Source organism: Aminobacter sp. UC22_36 (assembly GCF_044056035.1).
In the GTDB taxonomy this organism is placed as follows: Bacteria; Pseudomonadota; Alphaproteobacteria; order Rhizobiales; family Rhizobiaceae; genus Aminobacter.
Genome location: NZ_CP171996.1, coordinates 284,710 through 306,234, shown reverse-complemented (window position 1 = coordinate 306,234; position 21,525 = coordinate 284,710). Strand labels below are relative to the sequence as shown.

Annotated in this window: 19 protein-coding genes; 11 read left to right on the top strand and 8 right to left on the bottom strand. The window is 61.7% G+C overall.

From position 1 onward, the window contains the following. Positions 1-228: 228 nt before the first annotated feature. The 9 genes from ccoN to holA all read left to right on the top strand — a co-directional run bounded on the left by ccoN (position 229) and on the right by holA (position 9,397). On the top strand, positions 229-1,845 hold the full coding sequence (gene ccoN / locus ACHMW7_RS04420) for a cytochrome-c oxidase, cbb3-type subunit I (protein ID WP_395449144.1): 1,617 nt from the start codon (positions 229-231) through the stop codon (positions 1,843-1,845). A gap of 10 nt (positions 1,846-1,855) precedes the next feature. Further along, the gene (ccoO, locus tag ACHMW7_RS04415; protein WP_395449143.1) at positions 1,856-2,587 is read left to right on the top strand and encodes a cytochrome-c oxidase, cbb3-type subunit II; all 732 of its coding nucleotides are present in this window, start codon (positions 1,856-1,858) and stop codon (positions 2,585-2,587) included. Positions 2,588-2,597: 10 nt separating this feature from the next. Further along, on the top strand, positions 2,598-2,747 hold the full coding sequence (locus ACHMW7_RS04410) for a cbb3-type cytochrome oxidase subunit 3 (protein ID WP_395449142.1): 150 nt from the start codon (positions 2,598-2,600) through the stop codon (positions 2,745-2,747). 3 nt (positions 2,748-2,750) lie between these two features. Beyond that, positions 2,751-3,614 carry a cytochrome-c oxidase, cbb3-type subunit III gene (gene ccoP, locus ACHMW7_RS04405; protein WP_395449141.1) on the top strand — a complete coding sequence of 288 codons (864 nt, stop codon included), beginning with the start codon at positions 2,751-2,753 and terminating at the stop codon, positions 3,612-3,614. A 162-nt stretch (positions 3,615-3,776) separates the two neighbouring features. Continuing rightward, a complete protein-coding gene (gene ccoG, locus ACHMW7_RS04400) occupies positions 3,777-5,333 on the top strand; it encodes a cytochrome c oxidase accessory protein CcoG (RefSeq protein ID WP_395449140.1) in 1,557 nt (518 codons plus the stop codon). Then, entirely contained in the window at positions 5,330-5,827 is a 498-nt protein-coding gene (locus ACHMW7_RS04395; RefSeq protein ID WP_395449139.1) for a FixH family protein, read from the top strand. The genes ccoG and ACHMW7_RS04395 overlap by 4 nt, the downstream gene beginning before the upstream one ends. Next, positions 5,824-8,097 carry a cation-translocating P-type ATPase gene (locus ACHMW7_RS04390; RefSeq protein WP_395449138.1) on the top strand — a complete coding sequence of 758 codons (2,274 nt, stop codon included), beginning with the start codon at positions 5,824-5,826 and terminating at the stop codon, positions 8,095-8,097. The genes ACHMW7_RS04395 and ACHMW7_RS04390 overlap by 4 nt, the downstream gene beginning before the upstream one ends. Next, a complete protein-coding gene (gene ccoS / locus ACHMW7_RS04385; protein ID WP_184768384.1) occupies positions 8,094-8,234 on the top strand; it encodes a cbb3-type cytochrome oxidase assembly protein CcoS in 141 nt (46 codons plus the stop codon). Before ACHMW7_RS04390 ends, ccoS begins: the two co-directional genes overlap by 4 nt. 113 nt (positions 8,235-8,347) lie before the next feature. After that, a complete protein-coding gene (gene holA, locus ACHMW7_RS04380; RefSeq protein WP_395449137.1) occupies positions 8,348-9,397 on the top strand; it encodes a DNA polymerase III subunit delta in 1,050 nt (349 codons plus the stop codon). A 58-nt stretch (positions 9,398-9,455) separates the two neighbouring features. On the opposite strand, the gene ACHMW7_RS04375 is transcribed toward holA, so the two are convergent. The 5 genes from ACHMW7_RS04375 to mnmE form a co-directional block, all read right to left on the bottom strand. Then, positions 9,456-10,337: a ParB/RepB/Spo0J family partition protein gene (locus tag ACHMW7_RS04375; RefSeq protein ID WP_395449136.1), complete on the bottom strand. Its 882-nt coding sequence runs from the start codon at positions 10,335-10,337 to the stop codon at positions 9,456-9,458. 33 nt (positions 10,338-10,370) lie between these two features. Continuing rightward, positions 10,371-11,168 (bottom strand): ParA family protein, encoded by a 798-nt coding sequence (locus tag ACHMW7_RS04370; protein ID WP_184768387.1) that lies wholly within the window; start codon positions 11,166-11,168, stop codon positions 10,371-10,373. 40 nt (positions 11,169-11,208) lie between these two features. After that, the gene (gene rsmG / locus ACHMW7_RS04365) at positions 11,209-11,841 is read right to left on the bottom strand and encodes a 16S rRNA (guanine(527)-N(7))-methyltransferase RsmG (protein ID WP_395449135.1); all 633 of its coding nucleotides are present in this window, start codon (positions 11,839-11,841) and stop codon (positions 11,209-11,211) included. Then, complete coding sequence (gene mnmG / locus ACHMW7_RS04360; RefSeq protein ID WP_395449134.1) at positions 11,838-13,712, bottom strand: tRNA uridine-5-carboxymethylaminomethyl(34) synthesis enzyme MnmG; 1,875 nt, start codon at positions 13,710-13,712, stop codon at positions 11,838-11,840. The genes rsmG and mnmG overlap by 4 nt, the downstream gene beginning before the upstream one ends. A 168-nt stretch (positions 13,713-13,880) precedes the next feature. Further along, entirely contained in the window at positions 13,881-15,200 is a 1,320-nt protein-coding gene (gene mnmE, locus ACHMW7_RS04355) for a tRNA uridine-5-carboxymethylaminomethyl(34) synthesis GTPase MnmE (RefSeq protein WP_395449133.1), read from the bottom strand. A gap of 63 nt (positions 15,201-15,263) precedes the next feature. Between mnmE and ACHMW7_RS04350 the strand changes: the two genes are divergently transcribed. Continuing rightward, the gene (locus ACHMW7_RS04350) at positions 15,264-17,282 is read left to right on the top strand and encodes a thioredoxin domain-containing protein (RefSeq protein ID WP_395449132.1); all 2,019 of its coding nucleotides are present in this window, start codon (positions 15,264-15,266) and stop codon (positions 17,280-17,282) included. A gap of 10 nt (positions 17,283-17,292) precedes the next feature. Here the strand turns inward: ACHMW7_RS04350 and rho are convergent, their stop codons facing one another. From rho to hemE, 3 genes are all read right to left on the bottom strand, one after another. After that, entirely contained in the window at positions 17,293-18,558 is a 1,266-nt protein-coding gene (gene rho, locus ACHMW7_RS04345; protein WP_055981803.1) for a transcription termination factor Rho, read from the bottom strand. Between the two features lie 163 nt (positions 18,559-18,721). Next, entirely contained in the window at positions 18,722-19,261 is a 540-nt protein-coding gene (gene hemJ / locus ACHMW7_RS04340) for a protoporphyrinogen oxidase HemJ (RefSeq protein WP_395449131.1), read from the bottom strand. Then, positions 19,258-20,292 (bottom strand): uroporphyrinogen decarboxylase, encoded by a 1,035-nt coding sequence (gene hemE, locus ACHMW7_RS04335; RefSeq protein ID WP_395449130.1) that lies wholly within the window; start codon positions 20,290-20,292, stop codon positions 19,258-19,260. The genes hemJ and hemE overlap by 4 nt, the downstream gene beginning before the upstream one ends. A 400-nt stretch (positions 20,293-20,692) precedes the next feature. On the opposite strand from hemE, the gene ACHMW7_RS04330 reads away from it, so the two are divergent. Beyond that, complete coding sequence (locus ACHMW7_RS04330; RefSeq protein ID WP_395449129.1) at positions 20,693-21,514, top strand: pyruvate, water dikinase regulatory protein; 822 nt, start codon at positions 20,693-20,695, stop codon at positions 21,512-21,514. Positions 21,515-21,525: the final 11 nt, after the last annotated feature.

The window sequence follows — 21,525 nt, the reverse complement described above, 5'->3', positions numbered from 1 at the left end:
CGTGCCGCATGATCGCAACGGCATCGCGCACCGCCACATCCTGCCAACCGGTCTGCGTGTCGTTGGGCGCAGTCATTGTCTTTCGAAGTTCCCCTTTGACACCAAGGCTGGGCTGACACGGCCGGCTTGACCTTGATCCAGATCAAGGCGCGGGCCGCCGATGTCATGGATGTGTGCGGTCTGGCGCCGGGCGAACCACCGGCGCGCGACCATCGTCGGGGATCGCTCATGAAATACGGAAACGAAATCGTCCTGCTGGCATTGGCGGCCTTTGCCGCCCTGCTCGGCGCCGCCTTCGCGCAGGACAGCCAGTTCGGCGCCCATATGTGGGTGCTGTTCTTCGCCCTGGTTGCAGGCGCCATCGTGCGTTTGCGCACCAGCAACTACACGCCGGTCGAAATCCTCGCCGAGGACAAGTCGCCCTACATGGATGGGCCGATACGCTACGGCGTCATCGCCACCGTGTTCTGGGGTATCACCGGCTTTCTGGTCGGCGTTGTCGTCGCAGCCCAGTTGGCATTCCCCGACCTCAACATCGAACCCTGGCTGAACTTCGGCCGGCTGCGCCCGCTGCATACGTCGGCTGTCGTCTTTGCCTTTGGCGGCAACGCGCTGATCGCCACCTCCTTCTACGTCGTCCAGCGCACGTCGCGGGCGCGGCTCTTCGGCGGCAATCTCGCCTGGTACGTGTTCTGGGGCTACCAGTTGTTCATCGTCATGGCGGCGACCGGCTACCTCCTCGGCATCACCCAGAGCCGCGAATATGCCGAGCCCGAATGGTATGTCGACATCTTCCTGACCGTCGTCTGGGTCGCCTATCTCATCGTCTTCCTCGGCACCATCCTGAACCGCAAGGAGCCGCATATCTATGTGGCCAACTGGTTCTATCTCGCCTTCATCATCACCATCGCCATGCTGCACATCGTCAACAACCTGGCGGTGCCGGCGTCGTTCCTTGGCTCGAAGAGCTACTCGCTGTTCTCCGGCGTGCAGGATGCGCTGACGCAGTGGTGGTATGGCCACAACGCCGTCGGTTTCTTCCTCACCGCCGGCTTTCTCGGCATGATGTATTATTTCGTGCCCAAGCAGGTCGAACGCCCGGTTTATTCCTACCGGCTTTCGATCATCCACTTCTGGTCGCTGATCTTCCTCTACATCTGGGCCGGTCCGCACCACCTGCACTACACCGCTTTGCCCGACTGGGCGCAGACGCTCGGCATGGTGTTTTCGATCATGCTGTGGATGCCGTCCTGGGGCGGCATGATCAACGGCTTGATGACGCTGTCGGGGGCCTGGGACAAGATCCGCACCGACCCGATCGTGCGCATGATGGTGGTCGCCATCGCCTTCTACGGCATGTCGACCTTCGAAGGCCCCATGATGTCGATCAAGGCGGTCAATTCACTCAGCCACTACACCGAGTGGACCATCGGTCATGTCCATTCCGGCGCGCTTGGCTGGAACGGCATGATCACCTTCGGCGCCATCTACTTCCTGGTGCCGCGCCTGTGGGGCCGTGAACGGCTCTATTCGCTGCGCATGGTGACCTGGCACTTCTGGCTCGCCACGCTCGGCATCGTTGTCTACGCCGCCGTCATGTGGGTCGCCGGCATCAGCCAGGGCCTGATGTGGCGCGAATACGACGAGCAGGGCTTCCTGGTCTATTCCTTCGCCGAAAGCGTCGCGGCCATGGTGCCCTACTACGCCGTCCGCACCATTGGCGGCCTGATGTACCTCGCCGGCGCGCTGGTCATGGCCTGGAACGTCTTCATGACGATCCGCGGTCACGTGCGCCAAGAAGAGCCGATGCCCGCGGCAGCCCCCGTCCTCCAGCCTGCCCAGTAAGGAGCCCGACATGGCACTGCTCGACAAACACAAGACCATCGAGAAGAACGCGACGCTGCTTCTGGTCGGCACGCTGCTGGTCGTCAGCATCGGCGGCCTGGTCCAGATCACGCCGCTGTTCTACCTCGAAAACACCATCGAAAAGGTCGAGGGCATGCGGCCCTACTCGCCGCTGGAGCTGGCCGGGCGCAACATCTACATCCGCGAGGGCTGCTACACCTGCCACAGCCAGATGATCCGGCCGTTCCGCGACGAGGTCGAGCGCTACGGCCACTACAGCCTGGCGGCGGAGTCGATGTACGACCACCCCTTCCAGTGGGGATCGAAGCGCACCGGCCCCGACCTTGCCCGTGTCGGCAACCGCTATTCCAACGAATGGCATGTCCAGCATCTGGTCGAGCCGCGCTCCGTGGTGCCGGAATCGGTCATGCCGAGTTATGCATTCCTCAAGGAAACACCACTTCAGGTGAAGAACGTCAGCTACGACCTGATCGCCAACCGCCGTGTCGGCGTGCCCTATAGCGACGAGATGATCGCCAGCGCCGAGGCCGACATCAAGGCACAGGCCGACCCGAACGCCGACACCTCGGGCGTGGTGGCACGCTATCCCAAGGCCAAGCTCGGCGACTTCGACGGCGACCCGGCAGCACTGACCGAGATGGATGCGCTTGTCGCCTACCTGCAAATGCTCGGCACGCTGGTCGACTTCTCGACCTACGACGCAGCCACCGGCTACCGCTAGGAGATCGGCCATGGACTACACGACGTTGCGGCATTTCGCCGACAGCTGGGGGCTCTTGGCGATGACCGTCTTTTTCATCGGCGCGGTTCTGTTCGCGCTTCGCCCCGGCAGCAAACAGGCCGCCGAACGGGCCGCTCAAATTCCGCTCAAGGAGGACTGATCTGTGGGCGAAAAACACATTGACGAACTGTCCGGCGTCGAGACCACCGGACATGAATGGGACGGCATCACCGAGCTCAACAATCCGATGCCGCGCTGGTGGCTGTGGACCTTCTACGCCACCATCGTCTGGGCGTTGGCCTACACCATCGCCTATCCGGCATGGCCATTGATCAGCACCGCGACGATAGGCGTGCTGGGCTATTCCAGCCGCGCCGACGTGAAAAATGAACTCGCCGCCGCCGAAGCAGCCAAGAGCGCCTATGTCGAGGCGGTGAAGTCGAAAAGCGTCAGCGAGATCCTGACCGACGACAAGCTGCGCCAGTTCGCCACCGCCGCAGGCTCGGCCGCCTTCAAGGTCAACTGCATCCAGTGCCACGGCTCCGGCGCGCAGGGGTCACCAGGCTTCCCCAACCTCAATGACGACGAGTGGCTGTGGGGCGGCAATATCGAGCAGATCTACACCACCATCGCGCACGGCGTCCGTTTTGACGGCGACGAGGCGACGCATGTTTCGGAAATGCCGGCCTTCGCCGAAATCCTCGAGCCGCAGCAGGTCAACGAGGTCGCCGCCTATGTCGCGAGCCTCTCGGGCCAGGCCGACACGCCTGAGCTCGTTCCGGCTGGCGCCAAGGTCTTTGCCGACAACTGCGCCGCCTGTCATGGCGACAATGCCAAGGGCAACAAGGAGATGGGCGCGCCCGACCTGACCGACGCCATCGCGCTCTATGCCTCGGGGCAGGCAGCGATCGGCCAGCAGGTGCGCCATCCCAAGCACGGCGCCATGCCCGCATGGGACGCGCGGCTTGGCGACGTGAAGGTCAAGGAGCTTGCGATCTTCGTCCATTCGCTCGGCGGCGGTGAATAACCCTCCATCGTCGCAGGGGCGAAGGGTGGGGGGAGAGGCCCGGCAGCAATGCCGGGCTTTTTTGCACGGCTTGACCTGAATCAAGGCCGGCCCCGCGCGATCGGGTCAAAAGCATATGGCGACGCTGCCGAACCGATGGCGTGCGTCCAGCAGGAGACGAGAATGCTTGACGACAGGGAAGTGGAGCGGCTTGAGGTCGCGGCGGTCAATTCCGCCAGGATCCGCCAACCGCTCTACACCGCGCGCCAGAAGGTTTTCCCCAAGCGGGCTTCCGGCCGGTTCCGCCAATTCAAATGGCTGGTCATGCTGATCACGCTCGGCATCTACTATTTGACGCCGTGGCTGCGCTGGGATCGCGGTCCCTATGCACCAGACCAGGCGGTCCTGCTCGATATCGCCAACCGGCGTTTCTACTTCTTTGCCATCGAGATCTGGCCGCAGGAGTTCTTCTATGTCGCCGGCTTGCTGGTCATGGCCGGCATCGGGCTGTTCCTCGTCACATCGACGGTCGGCCGCGCCTGGTGCGGCTACACCTGTCCGCAAACGGTGTGGGTCGACCTGTTCCTTGTCGTCGAGCGCGGTATCGAAGGTGACCGCAACGCCCGCATCAAGCTCGATGGCGCGCCATGGTCGTTTGCCAAGCTGGGCAAGCGCATTGCCAAGCACGCGATCTGGCTGGTCATCGCGGTCGCCACCGGCGGTGCCTGGATCTTTTACTTTGCCGATGCACCAACCCTGCTCGGCGCATTCGTCACCGGCCAGGCGGCGCCGGTGGCCTACATCACCGTCGCCATCCTGACCGCCACGACCTATGCCTTCGGCGGGCTGATGCGTGAGCAGGTCTGCACCTATATGTGCCCGTGGCCGCGTATCCAGGCCGCCATGCTCGACGAGAACTCGCTGACCGTCACCTACAATGACTGGCGCGGCGAGCCGCGATCGCGCCATGCCAAGAAGGCGGCTGCCGAGGGGCTTTCGGTCGGCGATTGCGTCGACTGCAACGCTTGCGTGGCGGTCTGCCCGATGGGCATCGACATTCGTGATGGCCAGCAGCTGGAATGCATCACCTGCGCGCTCTGCATCGACGCCTGCGACGGCGTCATGGACAAGATCAGCAAGGAGCGTGGCTTGATCGCCTACGCCACACTCGCCGACTATCAGTCGAACATGGCGGTCGCCACCGATCCGGTCACCGCCACCATCGATCCGAAGCGAGTGCGCGACGACAAAGGCAGGCTCAATGCTGCAATCGCCCACTTCCGCCTCGGCCGCATCTTCCGGCCGCGCACCTTCGTTTACGCCGGTGCCTGGAGTCTTGTCGGCTTTGCCTTGCTCTTCGCGCTGCTCAGCCGCGATCGGCTCGAAGTCAACGTGCTGCACGACCGCAACCCGCAATTCGTCCGGCTGTCCGACGGCTCGATCCGCAATGGCTACACGGTCAAGCTGCTCAACATGGTGCCCGAGCCACGCAGCTTTGAGCTCAGCATCGAAGGCCTGCCCGGTGCGGTCATGAGCGTCGTTGGCATGGATCAGTCCGAGGGCCGTTCCATCACGGTGCAGGCCGAACCCGACAAGCTCATGTCGATCAGAGTCTATGTCCGCCAGCCGCGCGAAAAGCTGGCCGAGGGACAAAGCGTCAAGTTCGTCGTCGCCGACAAGGCGGGCGCCGAAACGGACTCCTACGTCGCCAGGTTCAACGTTCCGGAGGTAGCCAGGTGAACTCTCGCTCCATGCAAACAAGACCGTTCACTGGCTGGCACATGCTGGCCGTCATGGTCGCGTTCTTTGGCGTCATCATAACAGTCAATCTGCTCATGGCGACCTTCGCCAACACCAGCTGGACCGGCCTGGTCGTGCAGAACACCTATGTCGCCAGCCAGCAGTTCAATGAGCGCATTGCCGAGGCCCGCGCCCAGGCCGCGCTCGGCTGGCACGGCGAATTGGCAATCTCCAATGGCGAGATCCGGTACAGCCTGGCCGACGTGTCGGGAACACGCGTTGCCATCGACAGCGTGACGGCCTCCTTCCGTCGGCCTGCCTATGAAGCGGAGGACTGGCAAGTGACGCTGAAGCGCGATGCCGACGGCACCTTCTCAATCCTCACGCCGGTCCGCGACGGCATCTGGATCGTCAGCACGGAAGCGAAGGTTGCGGACAAAGAGCCCTATCGTGAGGCCAGCCGGATCGTCATTGCCGATGGAGCGCTGAAATGAGCTGCTGCGGTCCTGACGTCAATGCCGCTCTCAGCCTCCCCTCAGCTATTGCCAAGGGGCCTTCGAGCGAGGAGTTGGCGCTCGCCAGCCGTGTCCAGCCTGACGGCTTGCGCCAGGTCGACCTTTCGGTACCGGGCGTGCATTGCGGAGCCTGCATTGCCAACATCGAATCCGCGCTTGGCAAGCTCGGCGGCGTCGATCAAGCACGCGTCAACCTGTCGACCAGGCGTGTATCGGTGCGCTGGCGCGACCGCGCGGGTGCCCCGCCGCTATCCGAAGCGCTGGCGAAGCTTGGCTATGAAAGTCACCTCTTCGAACAGGGCACTGAGGACAGGGACGAGACGCTGGCCGAACTGATCCGCGGCCTTGGCATCGCTGGCTTCGCCGCCGGCAACATCATGCTGCTGTCGGTGTCGGTGTGGTCGGGCGCGACGGATGCGACGCGCGACCTGTTCCACTGGATTTCGGCGCTGATCGCCCTGCCCGCCCTTGCCTTTTCAGGCCGCATCTTCTTCCGCTCAGCCTGGGGCGCGCTACGCAGCGGCCGCACCAACATGGACGTTCCGATCTCCATCGGCATCCTGCTCGCCTTCGGCATGAGCCTCTACGACACCGCCAACAGCGGCCCCCACGCCTATTTCGATGCTTCGGCGTCGCTGCTGTTTTTCCTGCTGATCGGCCGTACGCTCGACCACGTCATGCGCGAACGTGCCCGCGTCGCCGTCAAGGGTCTGGCCCGGCTCGCCGCGCGTGGTGCAACCGTGCTGCGGGCCGACGGCACCAGCGCCTATCTGCCGGTTCAGGAGATCGTGCCCGGCATGCGGATCCTGCTCGCCGCTGGCGAGCGCGTGCCTGTCGATGCCAAGGTGATCAAGGGCCGCTCGGACCTCGACTGCGCCATCGTGTCGGGCGAAAGCGATCCCGTTTCCGTGGAGTCAGGTGCCGATTTGCGCGCCGGCACGCTCAACCTGACTGGACCGCTGACCATCGAGGCGACCGCCAGGGCGCAGGATTCCTTCCTGGCCGAGATGACGCGGCTGATGGAAGCCGCCGAAAGCGGTCGCGGCGGTTATCGCCGTATCGCCGACCGGGCGGCGGCGCTTTACGCACCCATACTGCACCTGACTGCCTTCCTGACCTTCGTTGCCTGGATGATCGCCGATGGCAACTGGCATCAGGCGATCACCATCGCCATCGCTGTCCTCATCATCACCTGCCCCTGCGCGCTGGGCCTGGCGGTGCCGATCGTGCAGGTCGCAGCCGCTCGGCGCCTGTTCGAGAACGGCATCATGGTCAAGGACGGCGGAGCGATGGAGCGGTTGGCCGAAATCGACACCGTCGTCTTCGACAAGACCGGCACGTTGACTCTCGGCATGCCCCGATTGACCAACGCCCACGAAGTGCCGGCCGTAACCCTGTCGCTGGCGGCGGCGATCGCCCTGCATTCGCGCCATCCGATCTCGAAGGCGCTGGCTGAAACCCAGGCTGGAATACCGGCAAGGGAATGGCGGTTCGATAGCATCGACGAAGTGCCCGGCTTCGGCCTCGAGGCACGGCTGGGCGCCGATACCTACCGGCTCGGCCGCGCCGCCTGGGCGATCTGCAACGCTGCTGCCACACCGGGCACCGCCCTGTCGAAGAACGGCGAGGAACTGGCTGCCTTTACCTTCGAGGATCGGTTGCGGGCCGGCGCCACCGAGGCGGTGGCTGAACTGCGTCACAAGGGACTTGCCGTGGAGATCGTCTCCGGTGATCGGGCCGAAGCGGTCGAGGCAGTGGCCAGGGCGCTCGGCATCACGACGTCTTCAGCCGGAGTCCTGCCGAGCGGCAAGGTCGAGCGGCTGGACGCACTCAAGGCGGCGGGCAGCAAGGTGCTGATGGTCGGCGACGGCCTCAACGATGCGCCAGCGCTTGCCGCCGCCCATGTCTCGATGGCACCGGCAAGTGCTGCCGATATCGGCCGCAGCGCCTCCGACTTCGTCTTCCTGCGCGAAAGCCTGGCTGCCATTCCGCTCACCTTGGCGACCGCGTGCGACGCCAACAAGCTGATCCGCCATAACCTGGTTCTGGCCATCATCTACAATGCCATCGCCGTACCAATTGCACTGTTCGGATACGTTACGCCGCTGATCGCCGCGCTCGCGATGTCAGGGTCTTCGGTGATCGTGATCGCCAACGGGCTGCGGCTCAGCGCTGGCAACTCCCGCAAGCTCAACCTGACAAGGGATGTCGCCAAGGCATTCCCGGCCAAGCAGGTCATGGCGTCATGAGTGGCCTACTGGTTCTCCTGCCCATCGCGCTCTTTCTTGGAGGGCTCGGCCTCGCGGCCTTTCTCTGGTCGCTGCGCAGCGGCCAGTATGAAGACATGGACGGCGCCGCGGCGCGTATCCTGATCGACGACGACTGAGCCTTTCCAGTGTTCCCAATCCGCGTCGGAGCCCGGGGACTGCCGGCCGCTTGCAGAGAACTGACAGGACAAAAATGCTGCGGCCACCCAAACGCCTGTGCTAACAGAGCGGCATGGCGCAAAAGAAAGCTCACGAGGTCGATTCCTGGCTGGCACGCCCCGCTGCCGAGGCGGTGATCGTACTCATCTATGGCCCTGATCGTGGCCTTGTTTCCGAGCGTGCGACAGCCTTTGCCGGCAAGACCGGCCTGCCTCTGGACGATCCCTTTTCCGTGGTCAAACTCGACGCCGCCGATGTCGAACGCGACAGTGGCCGCCTCGTCGATGAAGCCCGTACAGTGCCGATGTTTTCGCCGCGCCGCCTGATCTGGGTCCGTAACGCGGCGGCCCAGAAAAGCCTCGCCGACGACGTCAAGGCGCTCGTTGCCGAGCCGCCGCGCGATGCCATCATCCTGATCGAGGCCCAGGACCTGAAGAAGGGCGCGCCCTTGCGCACCATCGTCGAAGGCGCTTTTGCCGGCATGGCCCTGCCTTGCTATGGCGACGAAGCACGCGACATCGAGGCGGTGATCGACGACGAATTGCGTGCTGCTGGCCTGACGATGGCGATGGACGCCCGCAACGCGCTACGCCGCAGCCTTGGCGGCGACCGTCTGGCGACGCGCGGCGAAGTCCAGAAACTGACGCTTTATGCCATGGGACGCGGCGAAATCAGCCTCGACGACGTCAAGGATATGACCGGCGACGTTTCCGCGCTGTCCCTGGACGACGCCATCGACGCGGCCCTTGGCGGCAACATCGCTGAGTTCGACGCCGCGTTCACCAAACAGTGCCAGACCGGCAGCCAGGCAGCGCAATTGCTGGCTGCCGCCACCCGCCACCTGCAGAACATTCATTTGATGCGTGGCGAGATGGAAAGCGGCAGCCGCAACGCCGCCGCGATCATAGCGGCCGCCAGGCCGCCGGTGTTCTTTGCACGGCGCCGCGCGGTCGAGCGCACGCTGACAAGCTGGAGTTCAGCCGCTCTCAACCGCGCACTGACGCGGCTACAGTCGACGACGCTTCAGACGCGGCGCAGGCCGGATCTTGCGGTTGCCTTGGCCCGGCAGGCGATGCTGGGTATTGCCGTTGAAGGCGCACGCCTCGCCGGTGGCAGGCGTTAGAAACAAAAACGCCGGCTAACAAGCCGGCGTTTTCAGAATCAAGAGTCAATAGAATCAATTACATACGTTCGCTCTTCAGGCGGCGGCAAAGATCGTCGAGCTGCTCGAGCGAGCGATAGCTGATGCGCAGCTCGCCGCCCTTTTCCTTGTGGGCGATCGAGATTTTCATGCCGACGACGTCAGTCAAAAGCTTTTCCAGCGCAATCGTATCCGGGTCCTTCTCGACGGCACGCGACGACTGCTTTTCGACAATCGCGTCTGCTGGAAGCTGCGCCAGTGCCTCGGCCTGGCGTACGGACAGGCCTTCTTCGACGATCCGCTGGGCGAGGCCAGCCGGGTCCTGGGCCGTGATCAGAGCCCGCGCATGGCCAGCCGACAAGTCACCATTGATCAGCATGTCGCGAACCACATCCGGCAGCTTGAGCAGCCGCAGCGTGTTGGCCACATGGCTGCGGCTTTTGCCGATGACCTGGCCGAGATCGGCCTGGGTATAGTTGTGATCGTCGATCAGCTGTTGATACCCCATCGCCTCTTCAATGGCGTTGAGATCGGAGCGCTGGACGTTTTCGATGATGGCAAGTTCGAGCGCGGTACGGTCATTGACATCGCGAACGATGACGGGGATCTCGTTGACCCCTGCGCGCTGCGCGGCGCGCCAACGTCTTTCGCCAGCGATGATCTCGTAGCGGCCCGCCTGGGCGGCAGGCCTGACGACAACCGGCTGCACCAGCCCATGCTCGCGGATCGACTGCGCCAGATCGGCGAGTTCGGCTTCGCCGAAATGGCGGCGCGGGTTGCGTGGGTTCGGACTGACGAACTCGATCGGCACGCGTCCGTCTGCCGGGGCCGCCGGCTTTTCGGGTGCAACCGGCTTGTCCATTTCGCCGATCAGGGCGGCAAGTCCACGGCCTAGGCGCTTTCTGGAAAGGTCTTCGTTCATGTCTAGTCCAGCTTGTTTCGAGTCCGAATCGATTTACGCGGCCCGGAGTTTACGTTCGCGCCTGATGACTTCCGAGGCGAGCTGCAGATAGGCTTGGCTGCCAGAGCACTTCAGATCATAGAGGATCGCCGGCTTGCCGTAGGACGGTGCTTCCGAGATCCGCACGTTGCGCGGGATCACCGTGTCGTAGACCTTTTCGCCCATATGGGCGCGCACGTCTTCGACCACCTGGTTGGCCAGATTGTTACGGCCATCAAACATCGTCAAAACGATGCCCTGGATCGTCAGCTCCGGATTGATCGATCGGCGCACCTGATCCACGGTCTCAAGCAACTGGCTCAAACCCTCGAGCGCAAAGAACTCGCACTGCAGCGGCACCAGAACCGAATCTGCCGCAGCCATCGAGTTCAACGTCAGCAGGTTGAGCGACGGTGGGCAATCGATCAACACATAGCTGTAGCCAGCGGCCCGCTCCGAGGATGCCCGCAAAGCGTTGCGCAGCTTCAGCACGCGATCTGGCGCTGAAGCGATTTCCATTTCGATTCCAAGGAGATCGAGTGTCGACGGGATGATCGACAGTCCCGGCACGGCCGTTTCCATCGCAGCCTGTTCAATCTCCAGCTCGCCCGTCAGCACGTCATAAGACGACACGCTGCGATCCTTGCGGTCGATGCCGAGGCCGGTACTGGCATTACCTTGCGGGTCAAGATCGATGATGAGCACGCGCTCGCCGATGGCCGCAAGTGCTGTCGCCAGATTGATGGCGGTGGTCGTCTTGCCGACGCCGCCTTTCTGATTGGCGACTGTGATGATTCTAGGTGTGATCTTCATGGCTCGACTGCTGTTTTCCGTCTCGTCACATGGCGCCGCACTAAATGCGGCGCAGGTTCCGAATCTCGAGGATGACTCCCTGCGCGTCGGTCAGGCTTGGGTGTTCTACCAGATCGAATCCCCACTGATGAGCGCTATCTTCGATTTCCTGGCGGTAATCCCGGCCTTTGTGGAAAAGCGCCGTGGTGCCTGCCTTTAGCCAAGGTGCAGACAACTCCAGCAACAATGGCAGCGGCGCCAGCGCGCGCGCGCTCAAGATCTCCGGCGCCCGAATCGTACCGTGAACATCTTCGATTCGTTTTGCATGGACCCGTGCCGGCAATCGAAGCTCGCCCACGACAGCCTGCAGGAATCCAGCCTTTTTGCGGTTGCTCTCCACCAGATCGATGGACGCCCCTGCGCGCTCCGCGATCATCGACGCGATGATCAAACCCGGGAAGCCGCCGCCGGAGCCAATGTCGAGCCAGTTTTTGGCTTCGCCGCCCAGGCGCACAATCTGAGCGCTGTCGAGGATGTGGCGCTCCCAGGTGTCGTCCAGGGTTGAGGGCGCCACAAGATTGATGCGCTGCGCCCACTTGCGGAACACTGTTTCGAAGGCAATCAGCTTGGCAAATGTTTCACGTGAAACGGGACCCGCGACTTGTTGCAACCTTGCATAGGCGTCTGTTTTCAAGCGGCGCCCCTGCGTGACTGTGCTTCAGAATTGCGCACATGCGCGAGAATAATCGCCAAAGCCGCTGGCGTCATGCCGTCGATACGCTGTGCTTCGGCCAATGAACGCGGACGGCGGGCTCGCATCTTTTGCCGTAACTCATTGGAAAGACCAGGAACCGACTCAAAATCAAGCGCTTCCGGGATAACCCTCTCCTCTTCCTTGAGCATCAAAGCGGCATCCGCCTTCTGGCGATCCAGATAGACGGCATATTTCGCCTCGGTTTCAATGGCTTCCGCCGTCTTGCGGTCAATCGACGCCAGTTCTGGCAAGATCTTAACAAGTTGGGCGAGGTCAATACTCGGGTAAGCCAGAAGCTCATAGAGCGACCGCTTGATGCCATCGAGATTGACCTCGATGCCGTAACGGCGTGCTTCATTGGGCGACAGCGCAACCGATTGCGTCAGGGCACGCGCCGCATCAATGCGAGCCGTCATTTCACTGAAACGCCGCTCGCGTTCCGCAGAAGCGATGCCCAGTTCGAATGCCAGAGGCGTCAGCCGCTCATCGGCATTGTCCGCGCGCAACGAAAGCCGGAATTCAGCCCGTGACGTGAACATGCGGTACGGCTCGCTGATGCCGCGGCTCGTCAGATCGTCGACCATCACGCCGATATACGCCTGGGTCCTGCTGAGAATCAGCTGTTCACAGTTGCCGGCGAGGCGAGCCGCATTGATACCAGCAAGCAGTCCTTGCGCTCCGGCCTCTTCGTAACCCGTCGTGCCATTTATTTGCCCGGCAAGGAAAAGACCACGAACGCGCTTGGTCTCGAGCGTCGGCTCCAATTCGAGCGGATCGATATGGTCGTACTCGATCGCGTAGCCCGGCTGCAACATGACGGCACGTTCCAGCCCCGGGATCGACTTCAGAATATCGAGTTGAACATCCTCGGGCAACGAGGTCGAAATTCCGTTCGGATAAACGGTCTCGTCATCAAGGCCTTCCGGCTCAAGAAAGATCTGATGCCCTTCGCGATCGCCGAACTTAACGATCTTGTCTTCGATCGACGGACAATAGCGTGGCCCGATACCTTCGATCGACCCGGAATACATGGCAGAGCGGCCGAGATTCTCTCGAATGATCTGATGTGTAGCAGCTGTCGTGCGCGTGATGCCGCATTCAATCTGTGGATTGGTGATCTTGTCGGTCAGCCGCGAGAAAGGAACCGGATCTTCGTCCGCTGCCTGCGTTTCGAGTGACGCCCAGTCGATCGTGCGGCCGTCGAGCCGCGGCGGCGTTCCGGTCTTCAGGCGCCCAAGCCGCAGGCCGGCACGCTTCAGCGTTTCGGACAAGCCCGTCGACGCTTGTTCATTCATCCGTCCGGCCGGGAACTTGCGTTCGCCAATATGAATCAAGCCGCGCAGGAATGTGCCAGTGGTCAGAACCACCGCGGCACAGGCGAGCTGGCGGCCGTCGCCAAGCACGACGCCGCTCAAGCGGCCATTATCTATAATAAAATCAGATACTTCGGCTTCAACGACGGTGAGGTTTGGTTGCTCGGCGATGGCGGCTTGCATCGCCAGCCGGTAAAGCTTGCGATCGGCCTGGGTGCGTGGCCCACGTACCGCTGGACCTTTACGGCGATTGAGCAGGCGAAACTGAATGCCGGCAGCGTCTGCCACGCGGCCCATGAGCCCATCCAGTGCATCAATCTCTCGGACAAGATGCCCCTTGCCGAGCCCGCCGATCGCCGGATTGCAGGACATCACCCCGATCGTGTCGCGTCGAAGGGTTACGAGCGCAGTCTTTGCGCCAGCGCGCGCAGCAGCAGATGCCGCTTCACAGCCGGCATGGCCTCCGCCCACCACGACAACGTCGTAGCTTTCACTCATCACGGTCTCCAGGAAACATTTGCCGAGACAGATGTCTCCAACTCCGTCTCATGTCAAGAGAATCGGTGGCTTGATGGTTTCACGTGAAACAACCTGGACGCGCGATGGCGAGTCAATCGCGATGTTTCACGTGAATCATCGTATCCACCGCCAAAGGTTTCACGTGAATCATTTGCCGATGCAAAACTGGGAGAAGACGACGTCAAGCAGGTCTTCGACGTCGACTGCACCAGCCAGTCTCCCGATTCGGTTACTGGCCAGTCGCAGGTTTTCTGCCTTCAGTTCCAGTAACTCATCCGAAGCCTCAAGTGCTGCAGCAAGATAGTTTTGCGCGTCCTTGAGCAGCTCAACGTGCCTCAAGCGTGAAGGCAGGATATCGCCACGTTGTCCCACTGCATCGCGCGCGCGCTCACCAATCATCTTGAGAAGGTCGTCGATCCCCTGCCCCGTCGTTGTGGAGATCATGTGTATGTAGCGTGCATCAACCGCAGCCAGCTGATGGCGGTCAAGTTTGGTGCCAATGGCGATGAAAGGGACATCGCCGGGTGCGAGCAGTTCACTCGGCATTGACATGTCCTCAAGGAACAACACCAGGTCGGCACCTTTTGCGCGCGCCTTGGCGCGCTCGATGCCGATCGCCTCCACCTTGCCGGCCGGCTCGCGCAGGCCTGCGGTATCGGTAATGCGAACCTTTAAACCCTCGAGATCAAGAACGGCTTCGACCAGGTCGCGTGTCGTCCCGGGCTCGTCGGTGACAATCGCTGCTTCGCGTTGCAACAGCGCGTTGAGGAGGCTCGATTTCCCGGCATTTGGCGCGCCCAGGATGACAACATCGAAGCCGTCTCGGATCATCTCAGCCTTGTTGTAGCCGTCGACGTGTCGCCGAATTTCGTCGATGAGCGAGCTGACGTCGTGCCAGACTTGCGACGACACTGAACCCGGCACGTCAGCCTCGTCGGCAAAGTCCATCTCGGCTTCGATCATTGCGCGGGCGTGAATCAATCGCTTGCGCCACCCGAGATAGAGTTCGCTTTGCGCACCACTGGAGTTCAGTACGGCAAACTGCCGCTGCGCTTCCGTCTCGGCATTGATCAGATCCGCCAGGGCCTCGGCCTCCAGAAGGTCCATCTTGCCATTGAGAAAGGCACGCTTGGTGAACTCGCCTGCCTCAGCCTGCCTGAAGCCAGGCAGCTTGCCGATCTCAGCGAGCAAGGCAGCCACCACAGCGCGGCCGCCATGCAGCTGGAACTCGCCGCAGTCTTCGCCAGTGAAGCTGTTCGGACCTGGGAAAAACAGTGTCAGGCCATGGTCGATGAGCTTGCCATCTGGCGCGTGCAGCGCGCCGTAGTGCGCCTGACGTGGCTTGGGCAGCAATCCAGAGATCGTTTCGAGTGCGAATCGAACATTTGGTCCCGAAATGCGCACAATCGCCACGCCGGATGGCAAATGGCCGCTGGAAAGTGCGGCGATCGAATCGGTGAATAGCATTTGCCGGTCTCTCGGAAGCGCCCTAGGTTGGGGCCTGATATCACTGTTTTGGGCCGATGACGCATGCTTCCGCAAGACAACCTGCTTCGCAACGAGGGTAGCCCCTATCTGCGCCAACATGGCGACAATCCGGTGCATTGGCGCCCGTGGTCGCCGGCAGCCCTGGCCGAAGCCGTGCGACTTGATCGGCCAATTCTGCTATCGGTCGGTTATGCCGCCTGCCACTGGTGCCACGTCATGGCCCACGAAAGCTTCGAAAATAGCGAAGTTGCCGCGGTCATGAACGCTCTCTTCGTCAATATCAAGGTCGACCGCGAGGAACGGCCCGATATCGACCAGATCTACATGGCTGCACTGGCCAGCATGGGCGAGCAAGGCGGCTGGCCGCTGACCATGTTCCTGACGCCGGATGCCAAGCCGTTCTGGGGCGGGACCTATTTTCCGCGCGAACAGCGCTACGGGCGACCCGGCTTCATCCAGGTTTTGAATGCGGTCGATGCCGCATGGCGCGGTAAACGCGCCAGCATCCTGCAGAGCGCTACAGAGCTTGCCCAACATGTCGGCAAGCGCCTTGGCGGCACAAGCGCGCCGGGTCGGATCCTGACCGACACGGCGAGGACACTGGCATCCGGCATTTACGACATGATCGACCACGATCTGGGCGGACTTCGGGGCGCGCCAAAGTTTCCCAACGCGCCTTTCATGCAGACACTGTGGCTTTCCTGGCTACGCTCCGACAACCAGGATCATCGCGATGCCGTCACTGACAGCATGCAAAATATGCTTGCCGGTGGCATTTATGACCATGTCGGTGGGGGTTTGGCGCGCTATTCGACCGACGCGCAGTGGCTCGTGCCGCATTTCGAAAAGATGCTTTACGACAATGCCCAGCTGATCCGTCAGGCCAATTGGGCTTATGCCGCAACGGGCAATCAACTGTTCCGGATACGAATCGAAGACACGGTAGGTTGGTTGCTGCGCGAAATGCGCCTGCCGGACGGCGCGTTCGCATCCAGCCTCGATGCGGACAGCGAAGGCGAAGAAGGCCTGTTCTACACCTGGACGGAGGAAAGCATCACGACCGCCCTAGGCGATGATTCGTCGTTGTTTTTCAAATACTTCACAATCACCAAGCCGGATACGTGGGAAGGTGATCCGATTGTCAACCAGACCGCGGTACAGGCACACCAGTCGGTCGACGCCCGAGAATTGGTTTCCGACCTGACATCGCGCCTGCTTTCGAAGCGGGAAGAGCGCATCCGCCCCGGCCGCGACGACAAGGCGCTTACAGACTGGAACGGTTTGGCCATCGTAGCGCTGGCAGAAGCGGGCCGGAGCCTCGGTCGCAACGATTGGGTGGCGGCGGCAGCGGCGGCTTTCGCTGCAATTTTGGCTTATGCAACGCCTGAGGGCCGGCTGCCGCACTCAAGTCTCGGCGAAAAGCGGCTTTATCCGGCCTTGTCGAGCGACTATGCGGCGATGATCAACGCAGCCATCTCCCTGTTCGAAGCGACCAGGGATGCCAGATACCTCTTTCATGGCGCGCATTTCCTGAAAATGCTGGAAAGCTGGCACGTGGATGCCGACAAGACGGGCCATTACCTCACCGCTTCCGACAGCGCCGACGTGCCGATGCGCATCCGAGGCGACATCGACGAGGCGATTCCATCGGCAACGAGCCAAGTCATCGAGGCTGTGGTGCGGCTGGCGAACATCACCGGGGATATCGCGCTTCAGCAACGCGCCTGGACGATCGCCGAACACGCTTCCGGCCGTATCCAGAGCCAGCAATATGGCCAGGCCGGCATCGTTAACGCCTGTGTGCTGGCGCTTGAACCGTCAAAGCTGATTGTTGTCGAAGATCCAGCACAGTCATTGCTTGTTTCGGTAGCGAATCGGAATCCAGACCCCCGTCGCGTCGACATTTTTTTGGCACTTGGCGACGACACGACCCGCGCAAAACTGCCCGGCGACATCCTCCCGGATACAAAAAAGACCGGTGCCTATCTGTGCACCGGCCTTACCTGTCTGCCTGTGATCAGCGATCCGGCGAAGCTGGAAGAAGCACTTCGCCGCCGTTGATCCGACTGCCTCAGGTGTTCATCGAATCGAAGAAGTCGGCGTTGGTCTTGGTCTGCTTGAGCTTGTCGATGAGGAACTCGATCGCATCGGTGGTGCCCATCGGCGCGAGGATACGGCGCAGCACGAAGATCTTCTGCAGATCCTGGCGCTGCACGAGCAGGTCTTCCTTACGCGTGCCGGACTTGAGGATGTCCATCGCCGGGTAGATGCGCTTGTCGGCGACCTTGCGGTCGAGCACGATTTCCGAGTTGCCGGTACCCTTGAACTCTTCGAAGATGACTTCGTCCATGCGGCTGCCGGTATCGATCAGCGCGGTCGCGATGATGGTCAGCGAACCACCCTCTTCGATGTTACGGGCGGCGCCGAAGAAGCGCTTCGGGCGCTGCAACGCGTTGGCGTCGACACCACCAGTCAAAACCTTGCCGGATGACGGCACGACGGTGTTGTAGGCGCGGCCAAGGCGGGTGATCGAATCGAGCAGGATGACGACGTCGCGGCCATGTTCGACCAGGCGCTTCGCCTTTTCGATGACCATCTCAGCGACCTGGACGTGGCGCACTGCCGGCTCGTCAAAGGTCGAGGAAACGACCTCGCCTTTCACCGAACGCTGCATGTCGGTCACTTCTTCCGGACGTTCGTCGATCAGAAGCACGATCAGGTAGCATTCGGGATGGTTGGTGGTGATCGAGTGCGCGATGTTCTGCAGCAACACGGTCTTGCCGGTGCGCGGCTGCGCCACGATCAGAGCGCGCTGGCCCTTGCCGAGTGGCGCGACCAGGTCAATGACGCGGGGCGAAATATCCTTGGTGGTCGGATTTTCGACCTCCATCTTGAGCCGCGAGGTTGGGTACAGCGGCGTCAGATTGTCGAAGTGGATCTTGTGACGGATCTTTTCAGGATCGTCGAAATTGATCGTGTTGACCTTCAGCAGCGCAAAATAGCGCTCGCCTTCCTTGGGGCTGCGGATCGGTCCTTCGACCGTATCGCCGGTCTTCAGCGAAAAGCGCCGGATCTGTGACGGCGAAATGTAGATATCGTCCGGACCCGGAAGATAGTTGGCGTTGGCCGAGCGCAGGAAGCCGAAGCCGTCCTGAAGCACTTCGACCACACCATCGCCGATGATCTCGATATCCTGGCCGGCCAGCTTCTTGAGGATCGCAAACATCAGTTCCTGCTTGCGCATGACGCTGGCGTTCTCGACCTCGAGCGATTCGGCGTAAGCGATCAGCTCCGGCGGCTTCTTGTTCTTGAATTCGGCGAGTTTGGTTTCCTGCATGGACGGACTCTGAGCGTGGGGAGGGTTGGCTATCGGCATTTTGCGATAAGCGCCGGGCGCGGCCAGTGAATGAAAATGGGGCGGCGCATGGCGGGAAGGAAGAACAGCCTTTTAGCTCTCCCGAAATGAAAGAGCAAGGCGCAGTGCTGCAAATTTAAGGACGTCAGAACGGCTTTACAACCACCAGGATGACGATGACGATCATCAGCACCGTCGGAATCTCGTTGACGATGCGCCAGTGCCGCGATGGTTTTTCGTTGCGGTCCTCGGCAAAACGGCGAACCGACGCCGAGAGATAGCCGTGAACGCCAGAGAGCAGCAGCACGGCACCAAGCTTTGCATGCAGCCAGCCGCCGGCGAAGCCGAACCCCTTCCAAGCCAGCCACAGACCGAACACCCAGGTAACGATCATCGCCGGATTGATGATGGCACGCAGCAGGCGGCGCTCCATCACCTTGAAGGTCTCCGACTGCACCGAGCCCTTCTCGGCCTCGGCGTGATAAACAAACAGGCGCGGCAGATAGAGCATGCCGGCCATCCACGAGATCACCGCGATGATATGGATCGCCTTGGCCCACGGATAGAAGCCGTCGGGTGCGGCGAAGAAAAGCAAGGCCGTCAGCGCAACCAGGACAATGATGGCGATAACGGCCCGTTTGGCCGCTGTCGCGCCGCTCGACGGTCCTGAGGCGTTGCTGCTCATCGCTGGCTTGCCTTTCGCACCTGGCGAACCATCGCTTCCACATGCGCCACCGGCGTCTCGGGCGTGATGCCATGGCCAAGATTGAAGATCAGCGGCCCAGCGCCGAGCCCCTTCAGGATGCCGTCCACGCCCTCCTCCAGTGCCTTGCCGCCGACAACGAGCCGGAGCGGGTCGAGATTGCCTTGGACCGCCCCACCAGCCTGCAGACGCTGTGCCTGCGACAAAGGCACGGTCCAGTCGAGACCGAGGCCGGTGACGCCTGTGCGCTGCCTGTAGCTGTCGAGCTGAGCACCAGCCCCCTTGGGGAAGCCGATGATCGGAACATCGGAATAGACCGCTCGAACCTGGCGCACGATTTCAGCGACCGGCTTGACGCAGCAGGCCTCGAAAGTCGCCTCGTCGAGCACGCCCGACCAGGAATCGAAGATCTGCACGACGTCAGCGCCGGCTTCGATCTGGCGAATGAGATAAGCAGCCGAATGATTGGCAAGGATCGACAGCAGCCGCGCCATGGCTTCCGGCTCGCGATAGGCAAACAGCCGCGCCGGTGCTTGGTCCGGGGTGCCGTGTCCAGCGATCATGTAGGTGGCAACCGTCCAGGGCGCGCCGCAGAAGCCGATCAGCGTCGTCTTCTCGGGCAATTCGCGGCGCAACCGGCGCACGGTTTCGTAGACGGGTTCGAGATTCACGTGAAACTTTGAACCGTCGAGCGCAGCGACACCGTCGGCGGTAATGGGCGTCATCAGTGGACCCTTGCCCTCCTCGAAACGCAGATCGCGGCCGAGCGCATGCGGAACGACCAGAATGTCGGAGAACAGGATCGAGGCGTCGAAGTCGAAGCGCCGGATTGGCTGCAGCGTCACCTCAACGGCGAAATCGGGATTGTAGCAGAGATCGAGGAAGCTCCCGGCTTTCTTACGCGCTTCGCGATATTCCGGGAGATAACGGCCAGCCTGACGCATCATCCAGAGCGGTGGAACCTCAAGGCTTTCGCCTTTCAGGACTTGGAGCAGAGCGCGTTTCACGGGCATCAGGTCTGCCTTTCCTTGAGCCTTCTATAAACAAAAATTTATATCGAAGGATTCTTCTAATTCTTAGAGTCTGTTGGAATCGAGAATTACGACCTGTCCATAGGCAGCCCAAGATATCCACTTGTCATAGTGACGCGCGGCCGTTTTCGCCAGCGGGGAAAACTTCGGGCAGGAGGCGGATTCGTCGATTTGAATCAGGATTCTAGCCGAGCACATTGGCGGTGCTGATTCTGTGGACAGCCGGGGACTAAAAAACTATCCCCACAATACTCCCCGCCGCTGAATCGAAACAGACAGCAGAGCGAATTGTGGACAAGTCGGCATCTGATACAGTCGCGCCGACCGCTTCGGGCCGAACTGCCCGTTTATCCACATTTGACCACAGACCCAGGCGCCCGCTGTGAACAAACCCCAAAGCTTCTTCCATCTGCACCTGATTTCCGACGCCACCGGCGAGACGCTTCTGGCGGCGGGGCGTGCGGCCTCGGCGCAATACAAGGACGCACGCGCGATCGAGCACATCTACCCGCTTATCCGCACCGAAAAGCAGCTGATGAAGGTGTTCGACGACATCGAGGAGGAGCCAGGCATCGTGCTCTACACGGTCGTCGACCAGCACCTTGCTGGCATCATCGACAGCCGTTGTGCGACGATGGGCCTGCCTTGCGTTTCGGTGCTCGAACCGGTGCTTTCGGTGTTCCAGTCCTATCTCGGTGCGCCGGCCGGCCGCCGTGTCGGCGCCCAGCATGTGCTCGACGCCGAATATTTCCGCCGCATCGACGCGCTCAATTTCACCATGGAGCATGACGACGGCCAGCTGCCGACCGACATGGAACAGGCTGACGTGGTGCTGATCGGCATTTCCAGGACGTCGAAGACACCGACAAGCATCTATCTTGCCAATCGCGGCATCAAGACCGCCAACATCCCGATCGTGCTCGGCGTTCCCGTGCCCGACAGCCTGGTCAAGGCAGAAAAGCCGCTGGTCGTCGGCCTGATCGCCACCGCGGAGCGCATCTCGCATGTGCGCCAGAACCGGATCCTCGGTACGACCATGGCGTTCGACGCGCAGGAGTACATCGACCGCGCATCGATCACCGAAGAGCTGGCCTATGCCCGCAAGATCTGCACCAAGCACAATTGGCCGATGATCGATGTCAGCCGCCGCTCGATCGAGGAAACGGCCGCCGCCATCGTTGCCCTGCGCAACAAGAGCCGCTAGGACCCGAAACA